Annotated in this window: 18 protein-coding genes and 1 pseudogene; 11 read left to right on the top strand and 8 right to left on the bottom strand. The window is 56.5% G+C overall.

From position 1 onward, the window contains the following. Positions 1–144 precede the first annotated feature (144 nt). The gene (gene guaA, locus H7847_RS03650; RefSeq protein ID WP_227268130.1) at positions 145–1707 is read left to right on the top strand and encodes a glutamine-hydrolyzing GMP synthase; all 1563 of its coding nucleotides are present in this window, start codon (positions 145–147) and stop codon (positions 1705–1707) included. A 294-nt stretch (positions 1708–2001) separates the two neighbouring features. Then, positions 2002–3258: a tyrosine-type recombinase/integrase gene (locus H7847_RS03645; protein WP_227268021.1), complete on the top strand. Its 1257-nt coding sequence runs from the start codon at positions 2002–2004 to the stop codon at positions 3256–3258. Here H7847_RS03645 and H7847_RS03640 read toward each other — a convergent pair. Continuing rightward, on the bottom strand, positions 3248–3484 hold the full coding sequence (locus H7847_RS03640) for a helix-turn-helix transcriptional regulator (protein ID WP_227268129.1): 237 nt from the start codon (positions 3482–3484) through the stop codon (positions 3248–3250). The genes H7847_RS03645 and H7847_RS03640 overlap by 11 nt on opposite strands. A gap of 348 nt (positions 3485–3832) precedes the next feature. Between H7847_RS03640 and petA the strand changes: the two genes are divergently transcribed. Beyond that, entirely contained in the window at positions 3833–4390 is a 558-nt protein-coding gene (gene petA, locus H7847_RS03635; protein WP_227268020.1) for a ubiquinol-cytochrome c reductase iron-sulfur subunit, read from the top strand. Between the two features lie 220 nt (positions 4391–4610). Here the strand turns inward: petA and H7847_RS03630 are convergent. Then, positions 4611–5078: pseudogene (locus tag H7847_RS03630) on the bottom strand (amino acid permease); the annotation flags it as partial. A gap of 1326 nt (positions 5079–6404) precedes the next feature. Here H7847_RS03630 and H7847_RS03625 point away from each other — a divergent pair. The 6 genes from H7847_RS03625 to H7847_RS03600 all read left to right on the top strand — a co-directional run bounded on the left by H7847_RS03625 (position 6405) and on the right by H7847_RS03600 (position 12508). After that, a complete protein-coding gene (locus tag H7847_RS03625; protein ID WP_227268019.1) occupies positions 6405–6755 on the top strand; it encodes a hypothetical protein in 351 nt (116 codons plus the stop codon). Positions 6756–7062: 307 nt separating this feature from the next. After that, positions 7063–8523 carry a TolC family protein gene (locus H7847_RS03620; protein WP_227268018.1) on the top strand — a complete coding sequence of 487 codons (1461 nt, stop codon included), beginning with the start codon at positions 7063–7065 and terminating at the stop codon, positions 8521–8523. A 13-nt stretch (positions 8524–8536) separates the two neighbouring features. After that, complete coding sequence (locus H7847_RS03615) at positions 8537–9895, top strand: multicopper oxidase family protein (RefSeq protein WP_227268017.1); 1359 nt, start codon at positions 8537–8539, stop codon at positions 9893–9895. 55 nt (positions 9896–9950) lie between these two features. Continuing rightward, complete coding sequence (locus H7847_RS03610) at positions 9951–10676, top strand: copper-binding protein (protein ID WP_227268016.1); 726 nt, start codon at positions 9951–9953, stop codon at positions 10674–10676. Positions 10677–10796: 120 nt separating this feature from the next. Then, complete coding sequence (locus H7847_RS03605; protein ID WP_227268015.1) at positions 10797–11312, top strand: cupredoxin domain-containing protein; 516 nt, start codon at positions 10797–10799, stop codon at positions 11310–11312. Between the two features lie 35 nt (positions 11313–11347). After that, positions 11348–12508 carry an ABC transporter ATP-binding protein gene (locus H7847_RS03600; protein ID WP_227268014.1) on the top strand — a complete coding sequence of 387 codons (1161 nt, stop codon included), beginning with the start codon at positions 11348–11350 and terminating at the stop codon, positions 12506–12508. A 21-nt stretch (positions 12509–12529) separates the two neighbouring features. On the opposite strand, the gene H7847_RS03595 is transcribed toward H7847_RS03600, so the two are convergent. Continuing rightward, complete coding sequence (locus H7847_RS03595; protein ID WP_227268013.1) at positions 12530–12730, bottom strand: heavy-metal-associated domain-containing protein; 201 nt, start codon at positions 12728–12730, stop codon at positions 12530–12532. A gap of 178 nt (positions 12731–12908) precedes the next feature. On the opposite strand from H7847_RS03595, the gene H7847_RS03590 reads away from it, so the two are divergent. Continuing rightward, entirely contained in the window at positions 12909–15410 is a 2502-nt protein-coding gene (locus tag H7847_RS03590) for a heavy metal translocating P-type ATPase (RefSeq protein ID WP_227268012.1), read from the top strand. Between the two features lie 36 nt (positions 15411–15446). Beyond that, positions 15447–15884 carry a Cu(I)-responsive transcriptional regulator gene (gene cueR / locus H7847_RS03585; RefSeq protein ID WP_227268011.1) on the top strand — a complete coding sequence of 146 codons (438 nt, stop codon included), beginning with the start codon at positions 15447–15449 and terminating at the stop codon, positions 15882–15884. A gap of 254 nt (positions 15885–16138) precedes the next feature. On the opposite strand, the gene H7847_RS26945 is transcribed toward cueR, so the two are convergent. The 5 genes from H7847_RS26945 to H7847_RS03565 form a co-directional block, all read right to left on the bottom strand. After that, the gene (locus H7847_RS26945; RefSeq protein ID WP_319799745.1) at positions 16139–16246 is read right to left on the bottom strand and encodes a hypothetical protein; all 108 of its coding nucleotides are present in this window, start codon (positions 16244–16246) and stop codon (positions 16139–16141) included. Then, entirely contained in the window at positions 16216–16593 is a 378-nt protein-coding gene (locus H7847_RS03580; protein WP_319799741.1) for a histidine kinase dimerization/phospho-acceptor domain-containing protein, read from the bottom strand. Before H7847_RS03580 ends, H7847_RS26945 begins: the two co-directional genes overlap by 31 nt. A gap of 239 nt (positions 16594–16832) precedes the next feature. Further along, positions 16833–18125 (bottom strand): arylsulfotransferase family protein, encoded by a 1293-nt coding sequence (locus H7847_RS03575; RefSeq protein ID WP_227268010.1) that lies wholly within the window; start codon positions 18123–18125, stop codon positions 16833–16835. Further along, on the bottom strand, positions 18122–19612 hold the full coding sequence (locus tag H7847_RS03570; RefSeq protein ID WP_227268009.1) for a sulfotransferase: 1491 nt from the start codon (positions 19610–19612) through the stop codon (positions 18122–18124). Before H7847_RS03570 ends, H7847_RS03575 begins: the two co-directional genes overlap by 4 nt. Beyond that, positions 19609–19863, bottom strand: a complete 255-nt coding sequence (locus H7847_RS03565; protein WP_227268008.1) for a hypothetical protein — start codon at positions 19861–19863, stop codon at positions 19609–19611. Before H7847_RS03565 ends, H7847_RS03570 begins: the two co-directional genes overlap by 4 nt. Positions 19864–20219: the final 356 nt, after the last annotated feature.

Below are 20219 nucleotides of genomic sequence, written 5' to 3'. Positions count from 1 at the left end.
TCTCCCAGAGCGGCCATGCAGGGCAAAAAGCGACATGTGCCCAAGGGTCAGGCCGGGCGCGTCAAAATCTGATCGCAGGTCGCACAGCGCCTTGATCAGAGGCTTGCCACCGCCCGGCCAGCGGCATACTCAACGACTATGACGATATCTGAACATGACCGCCTCCTTATCATAGACTTCGGCAGCCAGGTGACGCAGCTTATCGCGCGGCGTCTCAGAGAGCTGAATGTCTATTGCGAAATCCACCCCTTTCATCTGGTCGATGACGGTTTTCTGGCTGAGTTCGCCCCGAAGGCGGTGATTTTCTCGGGCGGCCCTTCGTCGGTTTTTGCCGCGGGTGCGCCGATGCCCCCCCGGTCTGTTTTCGATCTGGGCGTACCGATCCTTGGCATCTGCTACGGCCAGCAGGTCATGATGCACTGTCTGGGCGGCAAGGTGGAGCGCGGCCACGGCACGGCCGAGTTCGGGCGGGCCTATGTGACCCCCACGCCCACAAGGCTGGATATTCTGGATGGCTGGTTCGAGACCGATCAGGACCGCGAGCAGGTCTGGATGAGCCACGGCGATCACGTGAGCGAGATTGCGCCGGGCTTTGAGGTCTACGGCACCTCCCCCAATGCGCCTTTCGCGATCACAGCTGATACAACGCGCGGTTTCTTCGCCGTACAGTTCCACCCCGAAGTGCATCATACGCCAAATGGCGCAAAGCTCTATGAGAATTTCGTACGCCTTGCCGGGTTCAAGGGCGACTGGACCATGGGGGCCTACCGCGAAGAAGCCATCGCCCGCATCCGCGCACAGGTCGGCGACGGCAGGGTGATCTGTGCCCTGTCCGGCGGCGTCGACAGTTCTGTTGCGGCGGTACTGATCCACGAGGCCATCGGGGACCAGCTCACCTGCGTCTATGTGGACCACGGTCTGATGCGGAAAGACGAGAGCGAACAGGTCGTGGGCATGTTCCGCGAACATTACAATCTGCCGCTAATCCATGCCGACGAATCCGATCTCTTTCTCGGCAAGCTCGAAGGCGTCAGCGATCCGGAAGCCAAGCGCAAGATCATTGGCGGTTTGTTCATTGAGGTCTTCGAGAAACATGCCAAGGAAATAGGCGGTGCCGACTTTCTGGCGCAGGGCACACTCTACCCGGACGTCATCGAATCGGTGAGCTTTTCCGGCGGGCCGTCCGTGACCATCAAGTCGCACCACAATGTCGGCGGCCTGCCGGAACGCATGAACATGCAACTGGTCGAACCTCTGCGCGAGCTTTTCAAGGATGAGGTGCGCGCGCTGGGGCGCGAGTTGGGCCTGCCCGACAGCTTCATTGGCCGACATCCTTTCCCCGGACCGGGTCTTGCGATCCGCTGTCCCGGCGAGATCACCCGCGAAAAGCTGGACATCCTGCGCGAGGCCGATGCGGTCTATATCGATCAGATCAGAAAGCACGACCTTTACGACGAGATATGGCAGGCTTTTGTCGCCATCCTGCCAGTGCGCACGGTCGGGGTGATGGGCGACGGGCGCACCTATGATTTTGCCTGTGCGCTGCGAGCGGTGACCTCCGTTGATGGCATGACCGCAGACTACTATCCTTTCAGCCACGAATTCCTAGGGGAAACGGCGACGCGGATCATCAACGAAGTGCCGGGCATCAACCGCGTGACCTATGACATCACCTCAAAACCACCCGGAACCATCGAGTGGGAATAGTGCAAACCCTCTCCGGGTCTATCAGTTTCTATCAAAAAGAAAGTATAACAAACTGATATAATTTATTTTTTCCTCAGCACCTATCCACCTCTATCGGCGACAAGCGGTTCGATCTGTCGGTACTTCTGACGGTATCGATCCATCTTGCTTTCCCTGTTTTCTCTTTGTGCCGTCAGGTACGATCGGCCCTGGTGACGGTATTTTTTTGCGTATCATCCTGTTTTCAAAAGATATATGCTCATAAATCTTGACTGTTTTGGCCTGACGGTACTTTGAGGTAGCTCGAGGTGGATCATGCTGACAGACACATCACTTAAGAACCTGAAGAAAAAGAATAAACCCTATAAGATCTCAGACCGGGACGGGATGTATGCGCACATAGCAACCTCTGGTACCGTCACATTCCGCTATGACTACCGCCTGAATGGACGCCGGGAAACATTGGTTATAGGCCGGTATGGAAGATCCGGGCTATCTCTTGCAGATGCGCGGGAAAAATCCGCCGCCGCCCGGCGTACAGTCTCGGAAGGGCGCTCACCGGCACAGGAGAAACAGGCCACAAAACGACGCCTGCGAGAGGCGAAAAGCCTCGGCGAGTTCGGCAAGAAGTGGCTGGCAAGTGATCGGATGGCAGAGAATACCCGCGCCATGCGTCGCGCGATTTTTGATCGGGACATTTTGCCAATCCTCGGCAAACGCCTGCTGAACGAGGTGAAACCGGATGACCTGCGTCATCTCTGCACAAAAGTCAAAGACCGGGGTGCACCAGCAACGGCTATCCATGTCCGGGACATCATCAAACAGATTTATGTCTACGCGATCCTGCATGGCGAAAAAGCGGCCAATCCGGCAGACGACGTAGGACCATCCTCAATTGCAACCTTCCAGCCGCGAGATCGTGCGCTTTCCCCCGCTGAAATCTGCGTCATGCTCAGATCGCTCGAAAAAGTGGCCACATTGCCGACGATCCGCCTTGGCATGAAAATGTACCTCCTCACCATGGTTCGTAAAAGCGAGCTGCAGGATGCCACTTGGGACGAGGTTGATTTTGAGAACGCGGTCTGGACTATCCCCTCAGAACGGATGAAGCGATCCAAGGCTCATAACATCTACTTGTCCCAGCAAGTATTGGACATCCTAGTCGCTCTGAAAACCTGTTCCGCAAATTCACGCTACCTCCTTCCGTCCCGCTATGATGCCGACGCACCGATGTCACGGGCGACTTTCAATCGCGTAACTTATGCGGTTGTGGATCAGGCAAAGAAGGACGGTTTGGCGCTCGAACCATTTACCGTTCATGACATACGTCGGACGGGTTCAACCCTCTTGAATGAACTCGGCTTCAACCGTGACTGGGTTGAGAAGTGCCTTGCCCACGAAGATCGCCGCTCATCACGTGCCGTCTACAATAAGGCTGAGTACGAACTGCAAAGACGCCATATGTTGCAGGAATGGGCTGATATTGTTGACGCATGGGCTGACAGGAGAAAGTATATTCCGACGCTGTTTCCAGCTTCGATGCAAATGTTGGTGCCCGACCCTAACCTTTGACAGGTCTGGACTTTCTCTGTCGCACATAAGGGTGCAAGCCGTCTTCTTGCTTGGAAGCATGACCACGCGTTGTCAGCCATGCCTCAACTTCCGCCAAATCCCAGGCGACGCAACGTGGCGTGAGAAAAAATCGGCGTGGGAAGCGCCCTCTCCGCTCCAGCTCATAGATTGTTGTGTCGGATAAGGGCACCATTAGGCGGAGTTCACTGCGCCGGATTGCGCGCATTGAGCACTTTGTTTCAAATGAGGTCGCACTTAATATCGCCGGTGGTTTTGAGGATTTCTCAGTCATCACTGCCCTCACTTTTGCACTCCACGACTGTGCATTATGAAGACTGCCTTGGCCATTCGTAGCCCTCCAAGCCAGTCTAACACGATCTATCTACACCGGGCGAAACTGGATAGATCTGGCTGCAGTCTACTACTGGACGGTTCACGACATCTTCAATTCTTTAGTTTCGCTCCGTCAGCGCGACCTATGCGATCAACACAACACACTGACAAAAAAACCGCTTGTTTACTTACTGCAATCAAAGCTTGACCTTCCAGTACTGGAGATCAGTACCGTTTTCTTATGAGCACGATTGACGAGTCTTCGAGACGGGATTTTCTCTACTATGCAACGGGCGGCGCCGGTATTATTGGAGGCGCTGCGGCGGTCTGGCCTTTGATCAACCAGATGAACCCGTCAGCCGACGTTCGGGCGCTTCTCAGTATCCAGGTAGATATCTCATCCTTGGCATCGGGCAGTCAGCTGACGGTGAAGTGGCGCGGCAAACCGGTCTTTATTCGATACAGAACCGAGGCAGAAATTGCCGCTGCTAAGAATGAAGATGCTGCAGCCTTGCCAGACGCGGTAGCCAGAAATCCAAACATTGAAGATGGCGCCCCTGCCACTGATCAGAATCGTGCAGTTGCAGGGCAGGAACAGTATCTTGTCATGATCGGCGTTTGTACGCATTTGGGCTGCGTACCCGTTGGTGATGGATCAGGCGATTTCGGGGGCTGGTTTTGCCCTTGTCACGGATCTCACTACGATACTGCTGGTCGCATTAGAAAGGGCCCTGCCCCGGAAAACCTGCATATTCCGCCGATGCAACTTTCCGACGATCTTATTCTGACCTTGGGCTAGAAGAGTTGTAATGATCCAAGCTGTTTATTAATTTGGTGTGCTTCAAAGCATCGACCACAGTAGCGCCGCCAGGATGCCGGCAACAACACCCATTGTAATGACCTCCATCGGTCCGAAGACCTCAGTCATATTCAACCACATACATTAAGGGTTCGCATGGCCCCGGTGGTTTTCCGGGCTTCAAAGCGTCCAGGCTGATCGAGATGTCTGCCATTTGCACTCATCGCTGCGAATGGGTATGAGAGTTGGCCTTCGAACTGTCGTTTGGTCTGACCGGTTGCTGTCGCAAGAAAAACCATTCGAACGCAAAAACAGCCGTCATCATCGTCAGCGCGATCACGACAATTGACGGATCACTCTGCCACTTCATAGTCGCAAATGCAGACAGAACTACCGCATCCAAGGCGATTGCGGTCAACATGATCCAGCCCGAGGCACCGATCTCGTCTTTGAGATTTCGATAAACGCCCCAGTGTATAATTATATCCATGACCAGATAGAAAAAGGCGCCGAGAGATGCGATCCTGCTGAGATCGAAAAACACTGTCAGAAACCCGGCTAATACAACCGTGTAGACAAGAGTATGTTCACGTATCGGCCCTGACATTCCAAAATGGCTATGCGGTATGAGCTTCATGTCCGTCAGCATTGCAAGCATCCGCGACACGGCAAAGACGCTTGCGATCATGATACGCTGGGTGACGCTTTCATAGACTGTCTGTCGATCTTGCTGCGGCATGCCCGCATCCTCCTGTGCTTCTCGCCATGCCTTTCCCCGGAAAGGGGGGTGGGCGATAAACGACCGGTGCCGCGTCGGATTGGGCGGGATGCAATTGCCTTGGTAGGAGAACGGGATCGATAGGAGTGCACTGAGAGCCAAGGCGGTTGCGAACCGGCTCGGCGTGGCAAAAAGGGAGTGTTCGCCCACCCCCCGCACCGCGGAAAAGGCCCAAAAACCGTCGGCGGCCGTCAGGACGCCGTCCTTGTTCCGAACCGTAGGTTCGGATTGGCGTTATGGATCGTGACCCTGAGGGCGGAGACTGAGCATGTCTCAGGCTCCGCGGAGCTTGCTGCGAAACCTCCGTGGCAAGCGAAGTAGAGCCCGGCGCTCAGCGGAGTTGAGCGAACGCCCGAATGATCAACCTTCAAGATCCATGCCATGGCCAGATCTATGGATAATCAGTGGCATCCGCCAACTCGAGAACAAGTTGTTGACCTGTGAGTGGGACGACACCTGCCTGTACCAACCGGACAGAGATCGGCCAAATAGTCTTGGCAGAGAAACCTGTACAAAGGTCAAACGGCACATAGACGTCGTACCCCTCGGACAACGCAGTGATCGAGCCCTGAACAAGCGATCCATCAGGCCACCCGCTGATAAAAATCAAGCAGCTTCTTCCTGCCGCATCTATCTCCTGTCGAAGCTCTGGATCATTTAAAGGATTGATGGCGGATCGTTCGAAAATGACGGCATCGGCCGCATCTGACGGCGCAATTGCACAAGGAGGCCTGTGTCTTCCGACAGTTTTGCATGAGGTGAAGCAGGGGATAGACAGGGCGTTTGTCACCTTCAGAACTTCTGCATGCGACACATGTGAAGCATGAGTGTCCAGCGGGTCGGATCGCTCAGTTGGATCAAAATCGACAAAGAGGACACAATAGTCATTCGGACTGAGCAACGCGTGATTCTTTTGCCGATTTATTTAAATCCTCATTTCACGCCTGCCTGACGTTGATTTGTGATATTCAAGGTTAAGCCACTAATGCGAGCAGCGCTCTTGTAAAAATTGTAAGCCTAAAATATTCGAGCTTCCCGCGCTGGAAGGTCAAACAGAAAATTTCAATGCGGCTGTTTAGGCGAGTTAACGCGTTAAAAACATGTATTTTTTGGTCAAAAACAAACTTCACAAAATTGTTGAAATGAAGTTGAATTTTCGACTTGACCCAATGCAGATGTAGTGTGGATAAATGAGGGATGAAAGCAGGGCCGCAGCAGATTAGGACTAGATTTATCATGACATTTGTCGTGATGATTTTTTCTATCGCCACGCTTCCTCCTGCTTCAGCTCATGCAGGTATGAACCATGGTGAAGTCGCTCATCACGGGATGACTCATCAGAATGCCGCAAAGCAAACCGATGCAAAAACTGTATCAGCCACTCATGAATGTGCGTCAATGTCTGCGGCGGACGAAGGTTCGAGCGATAGTTCTTCGATATGTTGCTCGGGGATTTGCGTGGCCGGATTTTTATCTGACAAACATAGCACCCCCTCGCCAGAAGTAGACTATCTGCACACTGCCGCGAATGTTCCTGGGCTAATGTCCATGGACACAGAAGGCTTGCTGCGTCCTCCAAGTACCTGAATGATATGCGCGCTTTTTAGCGCTTAGTTGCGCGTCATGCCTATTGCATGACGTCTTACCGACAGCACTCATTCAGGTCATCCAACATGAAAAAACTACTATTTGTCGGGGCTCTGCCCCTGGCACTCGGCGCGTGCGCCGACGCCACCACGCCACTCCCGATAGTGGTATCTCAACAAGCAGTTGCGTCTTCGACCATCTCATCACCGGTGAGATATGCCGACCCGCTTTCGGGGTTTGCAAACCGGAAGGTGACCGGCCCGCGTGACTGGCGCTCTGTCAACGAAGAACAGTCAGAGGCGAACTGATGGGCCGTCGGATATTATCAGTTGCAGTCATCGCGCCACTCTTGCTGAGTGCCTGCGCGACTGCGGTGCCTCAAGCTTACACAGAACCCAAAGCCGGGTTTGCAAACGTTTCAAGCCAAACCGCCGCAGCCATAGGCAAGCGGACAGCCTTTGCGCAAACACAGGAAGAGAATGAAGCGCTGAAAAAACAGGTGCACGCGATGGTGCATCGCAAGACTATTTCGGCCGATACCGCCGTGCAGGTTGCACTGCTGAACAACAAAGGCCTTCAGGCAGCTTACGCCAATGTCGGACTTTCGGCCGCCGAAGCCTGGCAGCAGTCGACACCTGAAAACCCAGTGGTCTCTATCGGTATATTGGGTATCGGCGCGGCGGAGCTTGGTGCCTACCGGGCGATCGAGGGTCTGTTCAGAACCAATATTCTGGATGCGAGAACGCGCAAACAACGCGTGGCGATCGCCGATGTCAGTTTCCGGGCAGCGCAGCTTGACGCCGTCAATGAGACCCTAGCGTTGGCCAATGAGACGCGCCAAGCTTGGATTGACGCCGTGGCTGCTTTTGAAGCGGTGGGCTATCTGCGCCGGGCCAAGTCCACCTCTGACGCAGGGTCCGAACTTGCCAAGCGGCTGGGCGAAACCGGGGCATTGAACAGGGCAGGACAGGCACGCGAACAGGCATTCAACGCGGAGCTTGCCGGTCAACTGGCGCAGGCCCGGTTGAACGCGACGATGGCAAAGGAAAAGCTGACCCGTCTAATGGGCCTTTGGGGCACCGAAGTGGATTACTTCGTGCCGGATGCATTGCCAACCGTGCCGCGTTCTGTCGACGCGGTCGCAGGCATCGAGCAAAAGGCCTTGCGCAACCGGATCGACTTACGGGTCGCCAAACTGGGACTGGAAGCGCAGGCCAAGGCGTTCGGTCTGACAGATCAGACCCGTCTGGTCACGGATCTGGAACTCGTTGCCGGGTTCGAGTCCGAGCGGGAACGCGAAGACGGCAAAACAGAGACCGAAACAACGTCGCAGGTGGAGTTGGAATTCGCCATTCCGATCTACGATACCGGCAAAGCGCGTATGCGCAAAGCCGAGCTGTCATACATGCAGGCGGCAAACGTCTTGGCCGAAAGAGCCGTCACCGTGCGCTCCGAAGCGCGTGGGGCCGAACAAGCGTATCGCGCCTCTCACCGGATTGCCCGTCACTATCGTGACGTTCTGGTGCCTCTGCGGGTGACCGTCGAGGAGGAGGCCCTGCTCAGCTACAACGGGATGATCACCAGCACCTTCGAATTGCTCACCGACGTGCGTGAAAAGCTCGGCGCGTCGCTCGAAGCGGCGAACGCGAAGAAAGACTTTTACATCGCCCAGGCAAATCTGACGGCCGCCATTTATGGCGGCGGCGCAGGTGGCATGGGCGGTGGTGAAGGGGCTCAACTTGCCGCCGGTGGCGGCCCAGCACATTGAAAGGACTGAAATCATGATGAACAGACGTCAACTCCTCGGGGCCGGTGCAGCAGGTGCCGCCCTGGTATCTTCCAAAGCATGGAGCCAGACCTCCAATATGGGTCTGCCCGAAGCGGCCATCATGGACAGCGCTGCAACGCAGATGACGCCGCGCCCGTCCTCGGGGCCTGATTACAACCCGGTGGTCACACTGAATGGCTGGACCCTGCCCCATCGCATGAACAATGGAGTGAAGGAATTTCACCTTGTTGCCGAACCGGTGGAGCGGGAACTTGCAGACGGCATGACCGCGCATCTGTGGGGATACAACGGTCAATCCACCGGCCCCACCATCGAAGCCGTGGAAGGTGACCGGGTGCGGTTCTATGTGACCAATAAGTTGCCCGAACACACCACCATCCACTGGCACGGCATGATTCTGCCCTCCGGTATGGACGGCGTCGGAGGGCTCAGCCATCCGGGGATACCGCCCGGCAAGACCTACATCTACGAGTTTGATTTGGTCAAATCCGGCACTTTCATGTACCACCCGCATGCCGATGAAATGGTGCAGATGGCGATGGGGATGATGGGCATGTTCGTCATCCACCCCAAGGACCCGACCTTCATGCCGGTGGATCGCGATTTCCTGATCATGCTGAACGCCTTCGACATCGATCCTGGGACGTACGTGCCTCGCATCATGACAATGACGGATTTCAACCTCTGGACCTGGAACAGCCGGATCTTCCCGGACATCGACCCTTTGGTGGTGAACAGAGGCGACAAGGTCCGCGTGCGCGTCGGCAATCTGACGATGACGAACCACCCGATCCACATGCATGGCTACGACTTCAAGGTCACCTGCACCGATGGTGGCTGGGTGCCAGAGACGGCCCAATGGCCAGAGGTTTCGATCGATATCCCCGTCGGAGCGATGCGCGCTTACGAATTCGTCGCAGACAACCTAGGCGACTGGGCGATCCATTGTCACAAGTCGCACCATACGATGAACGCAATGGGCCATGACATCCCGACGTTCATCGGGGTGAACAAATCTCAGTTGACTCAGAAAATCCGCTCCTTCCAACCGGAATACATGCCGATGGGCACAGCGGGCATGGCGGATATGGGCGAGATGGAAATGCCCCTGCCCGACAACACCATTCCAATGATGACCGGATGGGGGCCGCATGGGCCCATCGAAATGGGCGGGATGTTCTCCGTTGTCAAAGTCCGCGAGGGCATCGGAGCGGACGATTACAGCGATCCCGGCTGGTACGAAAACCCTCCGGGCGAACAGGCCTACGAATGGACCGGCGAATTGCCTGAATTCGCACGAGCCAACGATGCACAAACCCGTCTCACCCCCAAACCAACCTCAAAAGGCTGAAATGTCCTTTGAATTTAAGACCACCCTCCAAAAACCAACCATACAGGACCAAACCATGAAAAACCTTCTTCTAACGACTGCTTTCTCCCTTGTTCTTGCTGCTCCGGTCTTTGCCGCTGGCGCACATTCCGGTGGCCATGGCAGCGCCGAAGCTGACCACGCAGCCATGATGCTGGTTGGCATGCCTGGCAAGGCCGCAGATGTCGACCGTACAATCGACGTCACAATGCGCGAAACCGATGATGGTCAGATGATTTTCGAACCCGCCAGCTTTGATTTCGACGCAGGTCAAACTATCCGCTTCAACGTGAAGAACGACGGAGAGTTGGAGCACGAGTTCGTCATTGATACGGTTGAGCGCAATGTCGAGCACAAGGCCATGATGGCAGAGATGGATATGGAGCATGACGATCCCAACTCCGTTCGTCTCGATGCGGGTGCCGAGGATGATGTCGTCTGGACATTCACCAATGCCGGAACGTTCGAGTTTGCCTGCCTGATTCCAGGCCACTACGAGTCCGGCATGCACGGACCGATCACTGTTAGCGACACCATGGCCGAGGCAGACCTCGAATACACGACTGGCAAGATCAAGAAGATCGACGCCAAGGCAGGCAAGGTCACCATCATTCACGGCCCGCTTGTCAACCTTGATATGCCGGCGATGACCATGGTGTTCCGGGCGGATGAGGCGACAATCGCCAGCATGTCGGAAGGTCAGGATATCGAGTTTGTCGCGGATCGCGTCAAAGGGAAACTGACCGTCACGCGAGTAAGGTAAAATGTACTGCTGGGGGCAGCGAGACTTGTCGCCGCCCCCTATCCACACAAGCTCACATTGCCCTCACAGCAAGTGGTGATCGATCAGGTATTCTCGCAGCACCACCAGAAGGAGCCGATCATGAAAGCTGTCATTCTAACTTGCCTCCTCTCTCTCACCATCGCCTTGCCCGGGTGGACCGCACAGACTGGCGCTGTGCAGGACGCTCGCCTCCATGCGCAGGCCTGTATGATCGGAAAACCGGGTGATGACTCCGACGTCACCAGAATCATCGAAATAGCAATTCGGGAAACGACCGCTGGCCTCATGCTCTTTGAGCCCGACGCGATCCACATCGAACACGACTCTGTTGTGCGCTTTGTCGTTACCAATCTTGGTGCAGTCGATCACGAGTTTTTTCTCGGCTCGTTTGATGAGGTAAAAAGACATCAGCAATGGATGCGAAAAAATCCAGACATGCAGCATGCGGATGCGAACGCGGTCACGATCCGGCCTGGCGAAACTGCAAACCTGGTGTGGACCTTTTCCAACATCACCAATCTGGAATTCGTCTGCTTGGTGCCCGGCCATCGCGAAGCCGGCATGTGGGGCGTGATCATGGTGCATGATCATCTGGCGCCTAAAACTGTGGAATAGGTGCGCGGCGCGTGTCTATCTTGGAAAGATACCACATGCTCGTGCACAACGTCTCATCCGCTTTCGGGTATCAGTACGACGATGCAACGCCGGATTGGGTTCATCCGATCATTCATTTGATCCTCGTGCTCGCCCCGGCATTGCTAACCGGCGTAGCTGGTTATCTGATCGTCCAAACCATTCTAAATGTTTGGCGGCGTCAAAAACGGGTGCAGCCCCGTTCAGAGTTTATTCGAGGTCTAGACAGCAGCCTGCTTGGTTCCGTATTACGCCATGCTAGGAAACAGCAGGCTTTGATGATCCTACTGAGCCTCATCGCCATGCCGATCCTCTATCTCACGCTGGAACTGCCCAAGCAGATTGTAAACACCGCATTGAACTCCGACCGCTTTCCGGTTGACGTTCTTGGGCGTGAAGTCGATCAGGTCACGTTTTTAATGATCCTATGTGGTCTATACCTGCTCGCCATCGTCATGAATGGGCTCAAAGGCTACGTTGCAGAGAACTTTCTTCGACGCTTTCGCCTGCTAGTCTATCGGCAATGGCGCAGCGACCCGAATACAAAGTACCAGAGTGAGATCATTCCGATCCTTGCACAAGAGGTTGAACCCGTTGGTGGCTTTGCTGCCGATATGCTGACACTACCCGTCTTACAAGGCGGGACACTCGCAACCATCTTGCTGTTCATGTTCGTTCAGGATCCGGTTCTGGGGGCAGCCGCATTGACGGTTCTGCCCATTCAGCTGGTTCTGCTTCCGAAATTACAGCGGCGCGTCAACGTGTTGTCACGCATCAGAATTCAGGAAGTGCGGCAACTCGGCAGACAGCTGAGCGAACAGCTGAATGACGATGTGGAAGGACACTCTCGACTTGCGCAGGCCGGAACCCGTTTTCGCGAGCTGGAGCGCGTCAGACGGCGGATTTTCAGGCTGAAATTCTTCATCAAGGCACTCAACAACTTTCTGACTGCCCTAACCCCGTTTCTGTTCTACTCGCTTGGTGGATATTTCGTGATCGCAGGACGTATCACGCTGGGTGCTCTGGTGGCGCACAAGGAGTTCTCTGCGCCGCTGAGGGAGCTCTTCCGCTACTACCAGATGCTGGAAGATACCCGCATCTGGTATCTGGAAATCCTCAATTTCTTCAAAGGCGACCCCATCAAGATCGTGAGGTATGCCGATGCCCGTACCGCGTGATCTTTGTTCCGGGATACTGCATCACGCGGTCTCAGTCGCAGGATACCCTGCGTTCTTCAAGGCATCCATCACCCGTGCCGCATCCACGTCCGTCGTAACAACGACATGGCGCATGTCGAGATCCAGGGCGATGCTTGCGGAGGGATCAACAGAGGAAATCGCTTTCTCAACGGCTGTTTTGCAATGGCCACAAGACATATTGGGGATATTGAGGCTGATCATTTGGGGGCCTTTCCTTGGTGATCTTGTCGCCATACCGCTCTGTCCAACGGGAGGGTCAAGTAGGAAAATTCCAACCCGTCCCGTACGCAATCGAAAACTATTTTTCGATGACTCCTTGACCCTCCAGCTACTGGAAGCCCCATGTCACTATCAGATATGGCCAGCCGGGAGCGGGAAAATGAAAGCAAAAGACGTCTATAGCTTCGAAATTGAGGGCATGACCTGCGCCTCATGTGCAGGCCGCGTGGAAAAAACGCTGAAGGGCATTGACGGTCTGACGGATGCCAGCGTGAACCTTGCAAACGAGACAGCAAAGGTTTCCGGTGCTGCCCCTGCGAGTGCCTTACAAGCAGCACTCGATACGGCAGGCTATCCGGCCCGGACGGAAACGTTCAGCCTCACCATTGAAGGTATGACATGTGCGTCCTGCGTCGGGCGGGTCGAAAAGGCCCTGATCGCGCTGCCCGGTGTTCTGGAGGCGTCTGTGAACCTTGCTTCAGAGACGGCAACGGTGACGGTGCTTGCCGGAAGTGTAAATCTGATTGATCTGAGCGCGGCAACCAGAGCGATTGGCTATCCGGCAAAGGTGAGAGAAACCGCAACAGAGGATCAGCCTGACCACAAGGCGGAGGAGATAACGCATCTGCGCCGTATGACCCTGTTGGCCACGTTGCTGACATTGCCTGTCTTCGTGCTGGAAATGGGCAGTCATGTGATCCCGGCAATCCACCACTGGATTGCGATGAATATCGGCATGCAGAACAACTGGTTGATCCAGTTCGCCTTGACCACAATCGTTCTGGCCTGGCCGGGGATCAATTTTTACCGCAAAGGGTTTCCGGCTCTCTTCAAGGGAACACCCGACATGAACAGTCTGGTGGCCGTCGGGACATCGGCCGCCTGGAGCTTTTCGGTTGTCGCGACCTTTTTGCCGGGGCTCCTGCCCGCAGGCACCCACAACGTCTACTACGAGGCCGCTGCCGTGATCGTGACCCTGATCCTGTTGGGTCGCTTTCTGGAGGCGCGCGCAAAAGGACGAACAGGCGAAGCCATTCGCAAGCTGATCGGTCTGCAGGCGAAGACCGCGCATGTTGCGCGCGAGGGCAGCGTGATCGAGGTGCCCATCGCAGAGATCATTGTGGGAGACGTGATACATGTGCGTCCCGGCGAAAAGATCGCCGTCGATGGCGACGTGCAGCATGGCGCTTCTTACGTCGATGAAAGCATGATCACCGGTGAGCCAGTTCCTGTCGAAAAGGTGGAAGGCGCTGAGGTGGTTGGCGGGACCGTCAACGGCACCGGCGCTCTCGTTTTCCGAGCAACAAAAGTCGGCGGCGATACCATGCTGGCCCGGATCATCCGCATGGTGGAAGAGGCGCAGGGCGCAAAGCTTCCCGTTCAGGATCTCGTTAACAAGATTACCACGTGGTTTGTGCCTGCGGTTTTGCTGGTCGCCGCGGTCACAGTTGTGACGTGGTTGTTCTTGGGCCCAGACCCGGCACTGACCTTCGCGCTGATTGCCGGTGTGGCTGTGTTGATCATCGCTTGCCCCTGCGCAATGGGCCTCGCAACACCAACGTCGATCATGGTGGGCACTGGACGGGCGGCTGAAATGGGAGTTCTGTTCCGCAAGGGTGCCGCCCTACAGACATTGCACGACGCAACTGTTGTGGCGGTGGATAAAACCGGCACCCTTACCGCCGGACGCCCGGAATTGACCGACCTCGAGACCAACAGTAACTTTGCCGCTGACGAGGTCTTGCGCCTTGCCGCTGCGGTCGAGGCGCAGTCGGAACATCCCATCGCCGAGGCCATCGTGCGGGCCGCTCAAGAAAAGTCCCTTGATCTACCAACAATTACATCTTTCAACTCCCTTACCGGCTTTGGGGTCGAGGCACAGGTCGAAGGTAAGCTGCTTCTCATCGGTGCCGACCGCCTGATGGATCGTGAAGGCGTTGCTCTTGGTGATCTTGCCGAAGCAGGAAGCCGCTTCGGGCAAAAGGGACGTTCGCCGCTCTATGTTGCAATTGACGGCACCGCGGCTGCGGTGATCGCCGTTGCCGATCCGATCAAACCCAGCACGCCGGAGGCCATCACGGCTCTGCATGAGCTGGGTTTGAAAGTGGCCATGATCACCGGGGACAATCAAGGCACTGCGGACGCGATTGCCTTTGAACTGGGAATTGACCATGTGGTCGCCGAAGTGCTGCCCGAAGGAAAGGTCACAGCGCTCGAAAGCCTGCGGCTAGATGGGGCGACGATTGCCTTTGTCGGGGATGGCATCAATGATGCCCCGGCGTTGGCGGTGGCTGATGTCGGCATTGCCATCGGCACCGGGACGGATGTCGCCATTGAGAGCGCCGACGTCGTGCTGATGTCCGGCGACCTGCGCGGTGTGGTCAACGCCTTTGACGTCAGCCAGCGCACCATGCGCAATATCAAACAAAACCTGTTCTGGGCGTTTGGCTACAACACTTTGCTGATCCCGGTCGCAGCGGGGGTGCTCTATCCGCTGAACGGGATGCTCCTGTCCCCCATCCTCGCAGCAGGCGCAATGGCCTTGTCGAGCGTTTTTGTCCTGTCCAACGCCCTGCGGCTGCGCTGGGTAAAACCGGTTCTCAAAGGCGACGACCGCTCTGCACCACCGGTGACGCAATTGGCCGCACAACCGGCTGAATAGTCCGCTAATCGCAAGAGTTCGAGAAAGGAAACTGAGATGAATATCGGAGACGCATCAACCCGTTCGGGCCTGCCGCCCAAGACAATCCGGTACTACGAAGATATCAAATTGATCCTGCCGTTGCGTGACAGCAATGGCTACCGAGCCTTCCGCGACAGTGACGTCCACAAACTGACGTTTTTGGGACGGGCGCGGGCTTTGGGATTCACCATCGAGGACTGCCGCTCTCTGCTGGCGCTCTGGGAAGACAAGGAGCGTGCCAGCGCTGATGTCAGACAAATCGCTCGGGACAATCTGAAGATCATCGAAGGGAAAATCAGCGATCTGATCCGCATGCGCGAAACCCTCAGCCATCTCGTGGAAGCCTGTGCAGGAGATCATCGCCCAGATTGCCCCATACTCGAACGTTTGGGTAAGCTCGACGAAGACACAGACACGGGCCAAGCGGCTGACAAGCGAAAGGTCGCTGGCTGATCGCTTCAAGCGAATAGGACATGGCGCGCGCCTTCTGGTTAACGGACATGCTCCGGCTGATTTGGCTCGGCTACCCGCTGGCGGGACCTCCATCAGATTGTCTTGAAGACTTTGGTCGACAAATATGGTCCATCTACAAATGGTAAATCAATCAATCCATGTCAGCCTGGCAAGCATGGTCGCAGCGCTTGGTACAACCGACGGCTTTGAAGGCATATGCAACGCCAGTAGTTGTCCTTAACCGAATGTCACTATCATGCGAGAGATTGCGCATTCGCGGGCGCCATCGGCAATGTGATCGTCACGGCAAGACCACGGTCCTTGCGGTTGCTCAGTACAATATCCCCGCCATGAGCCTGAATGATCGTCTGGGCAATGGAGAGGTCAAGCCCAGTGCCGCCGGTTTCTCGGGACCCTCGAGGCGCAGGAAAGGTTCAAAGACCTTATCAAGACCCTGTTCGGGAAAGCCAGGGTACTGTCGTACCATGCTCTGCATTTCTTCGATTGACACGATGAGCCGATCACGGGTTTCTGCGTCCTCAACCATCTCGACCTGGACACGCAGTGCTGTGAGCGGCGAGCGCAGATCATGCCCCAAGGCTGCCAGAAGCTGCGTGCGGGCTGCAACAAAACGCGTCAACCGGTCCTGCATACGGTTGAAGGCCGACGTAAGATCCTGCACTTCGTTGGGTCCGGTCGGGACAAGCATATCCACATCTTCACCGCGCCGCGGCCAGTCCGAAACTGATCGTGAACGCCGGGTTCCACTGCAAGGGGGGCCGTTGAAACCGCGTACGGACGTTCAGCCACTGCCCTTCGCCATTCTTCAGGGGGGCAATCCAAGCACTCTGCAGGCACCATCGCCGCTCCACTATTGGGTTTCGACCCAGCCGCAGAGGAATTGGATTGCTTGTCGATACCTCCTGAACCTAGGGTGGCGGCTGAGGGTTACTGCACGTCCGCCATAACAGAACAGGTCGGCAATCCGTTTTCAAAAAAATTCTCCGGGATGTGACGCGCCTCGGTGATGATGAGGTTGTTGGTGGAATCCCAGACCATGTCACGTGTCCACACGACGCGACCATCTGGGTCGACTTCGAGAACCCTGCCATGTTCGGCGTTGGTCAGAAGAATATTGCCGTTGGGCAGATACTGATGCTTGCCCCGGCGCCAGGTGTAGAAAGGCACCTCTTCGCTTCCGGCGAACTCGACCGACATGCTGCCGTCTTTGGGGTCAACGCGCCGGATCAGGGATCTGTCCGTACCGGTTGCATTGTCGAAGACCGTAATCGTACCGTCGGCGTGAAAGTCCGGATCGTGTTGTTTCAGCCAGGGTCCATGTTGCCACCATCGCAGGATACCCGTTTCTGGATCGACGACAGCCACAAGGTTCAATTCCCGGAGGCTGAACAACAGATCCCCGGCCTCGAACATGGGAAAGGCATCGGCCATTTCCGGGCGCAGCATTTCCACGTCGTTGGAATGAAACGGGTCGTACAGATAGGCAAGCCCGTCATTCGGGCCGTCGGGCTCTATCGTGCGGATGTCAAAGATCGCCCGCTGCTCACCGTCGTTTGCCGGAACGACGTCCCGGACGATGCTGAGCGTAAAGGTCTTTTCGCCGGTGTCCTCGTCGAGCCGCACCATATCGTCGCCTTCCCAGGTCCAAAGCCCGCCATCACCGCTGCGGGTGATCGAATGGTGAAAGCCGCCCACCACGCTCCACATCGTCTCACCGCAGGCATCCACCCGTGCAATGGCCTGGCCTGTATCAAAGGTCGCAACGACAGAGCCGTCCTCGAACACCTCCATCCCGTGCAACATGACGTTCTGTGGACGGATCTCCGTGTCGAAGTTAGCGTATTTGATCGGCCAGCGATGGACTTCTTCCCCGGTGGCATCAAACATCCGCACAACATGCACAGAGGTTTCCTGATCGTCACTGAGACCGGCGATCAGGATGTACCCCGGTTGCTGTACGGCGCCCGGGGCAAGCCAATACCCCCGGTCGGGCGATGCCTCGCCGGTTTCGTTGGGCGGCACCAGATGGCGCGTTGGTTCAAGACCCAGATCGTTTCTCCAGTTGGTCGAGACATCAAGCAGGGTGCGATGCGCCAGCCCCACCTGTTTGGCGGGGAACCATCCCCACCAGGAGGACACGATGCCGTAAATTACGGCAATGAAGACGAGGGAAATCAAAAAGCCGCCAAAGAAAAGGCGGTCCGACAGCGATTTTTTCACTTTGCATACCCTTGATTTGAAACCGCAGAGCCTATGGCAAGACGGCGCAGTTCCGCATGAAGATCATCGGCGCGCCGCAGCAGCGCAGGCGATACATCGGAAAGATCCGGCACCGGGCCCGGCGCACGGAACATACCCCGCGTCGCCATCAGCCCTGTCGGGTCATCAAGGCCCATCGCCTCCGCGAGTCCGGGCAGAACGCCGGACGGGTCAGCGCACAGGGCATCATGATCGACAAAGACGACGGTGGGGCCGGCCGTGGCCAGAACATGTTCGTAGGCGGCGATCCAATAGGTCAGCCAAAACCCCGCGCGGTGCGCCGTCTCCGGCTCAGCCGACATCCCGTCAAAGCCGATGGGTCGCAGGGCTTCTCCGAACTCCAGATGGCCGATCCCTTCCATATACCGTCGGGCAAATGGCTCTCGGGCATGGAGCCCGCTGAAACGCTGATGCTGACGCATGAGGGAGCGGACCTGGGCGCGCGGGTTCCGGATTGGCATAATGACGCAGGCATCCGGGAACAGCCGCTCGATGAGGCCGAGGCGGGCGATATTGGCGTTGTTCTTGGACAGATACCGTGCGGCACCCGGCTTGGTAGCCACGATCTTGGCCATGTGGGTGCGAAAGAATGTCTCGAACTCCGGGTTTCTCTGTTCGGCGCGCCACGGTTCAATGCGGCGCTTGCCGTAATGCTCCGGCCAGAACGCGGTCCACAGCATTTCCTCAAAGGCCTCGGGGCTGTCAAAACCCACCTCGATGCCATCGCCGTGCGCCCGCTCCGCCTTTTCGCTTGGCTTGCGGAACGCGCTGGAAAGCCCGCCCCACATCAGCGGTGACAGCGTAAAAGGCATATGCCTGTAGGTCGCAGAGGCGAAGTGCGGCAAGCCTGCAAGCACTTCCAGCATGATCGTGGTTCCGGCACGCGGCAGCGAGGTCACGAAGACAGGGCGCTTTACCCGGTCCATATCGATGCGGCCTCTGAAAATGGTACTTTCAAGATTTCCAAGCATGCGCTGGCGCTGAGGCGAGGCAAAGGCGAAATCGTGCAACGCAATATCGAGTTTGTTGTAAGCGACCTCTGCGGGCTCTGCCGTCTTCGACAGCGAGGGGCGTTTCAGACGGTCAAGGCCGATCCAGAGAGCGACTGCCGCGACACAGGAGCCAAGGATGAAGGGCCATCCAAGTGCGATCGCAATCGCACGATCAAGCGCATAGAAGCCCAGAGCGGCACCGCCCCAGACCAGCACTGCTGAGGCGGCAAAAGCCGCCACACCAATTGACGCAATCCAGAAGAAGCGTCCCATCAGCTTGAGAGAGGCGCGGCGCACCTGCGTCTCCTTCTCCGCGTCAGAGACATCCGTGTTGGCCATCACGCTGATGGCACCTTGTGTTGTTTGAATGACCTCACCGGCAAGTTGGGCGGCGTTGAAGATGCGCAGCACCAATATGAAAGCAAGCAGGCCCAGCAGCAGGGCCGCAATGCTCATTTGGGGGGCTCGGTATTGTCGGTTGTCTCGACTGGCGCTTTGTTCGCGCGCATCAATCGCTTGATCGGGTACCAGACAAAGCCCACCAGCGCGAGAATGAGTGCCGCGACAAGGGCGACCATCGTGCCAATGGCCGTCAGGCCGGCACCCGGGCCAACATAGGCGTGCGCTGCCACAGGCAAAACCGCGAACCCGATGCCAAGGACGAGCGCCACGGCGTTTCGTTGCACTGATTGTTCTATTGGTCTCATGTCCTGCTCCTTGAGGTTGATAAACGAGGGGACCTCAGTCGTGGGAGGAAATTGGTACGGGGCAACCCTCTGGTCAGCCAAATTTAGGAGCTTCCTCGGGTGGGGCCAAGCTGCCCAGCGGAAAGTGGCAAAAGCCTGCCAGCAGGTAAAACGCCAGAAACGGTATCAGCCGTTCAGACCGCTGTCGGGCCGTCAGGTCTGCCGGTTACATCTGCTGTGTGCGGCCCCCAGCGAAACCATGACAAAGCGCTTTTCTCTGCGCCAGTGAATGGGCCGCAACACTCTGTAAATAAGGTGAAATAATACAAATCTCCGCCTGGGATCAAGGCGTTTCAGCCCGGTGCTTCCGGGAGTAC

The sequence above is a fragment of the Roseobacter weihaiensis genome, assembly GCF_020622345.1.
GTDB classification, from domain to species: Bacteria; Pseudomonadota; Alphaproteobacteria; order Rhodobacterales; family Rhodobacteraceae; genus Roseobacter; species Roseobacter weihaiensis.
Note: the sequence above shows the minus strand (reverse complement) of the source record. Positions and strands in the feature narration are given on the sequence as shown.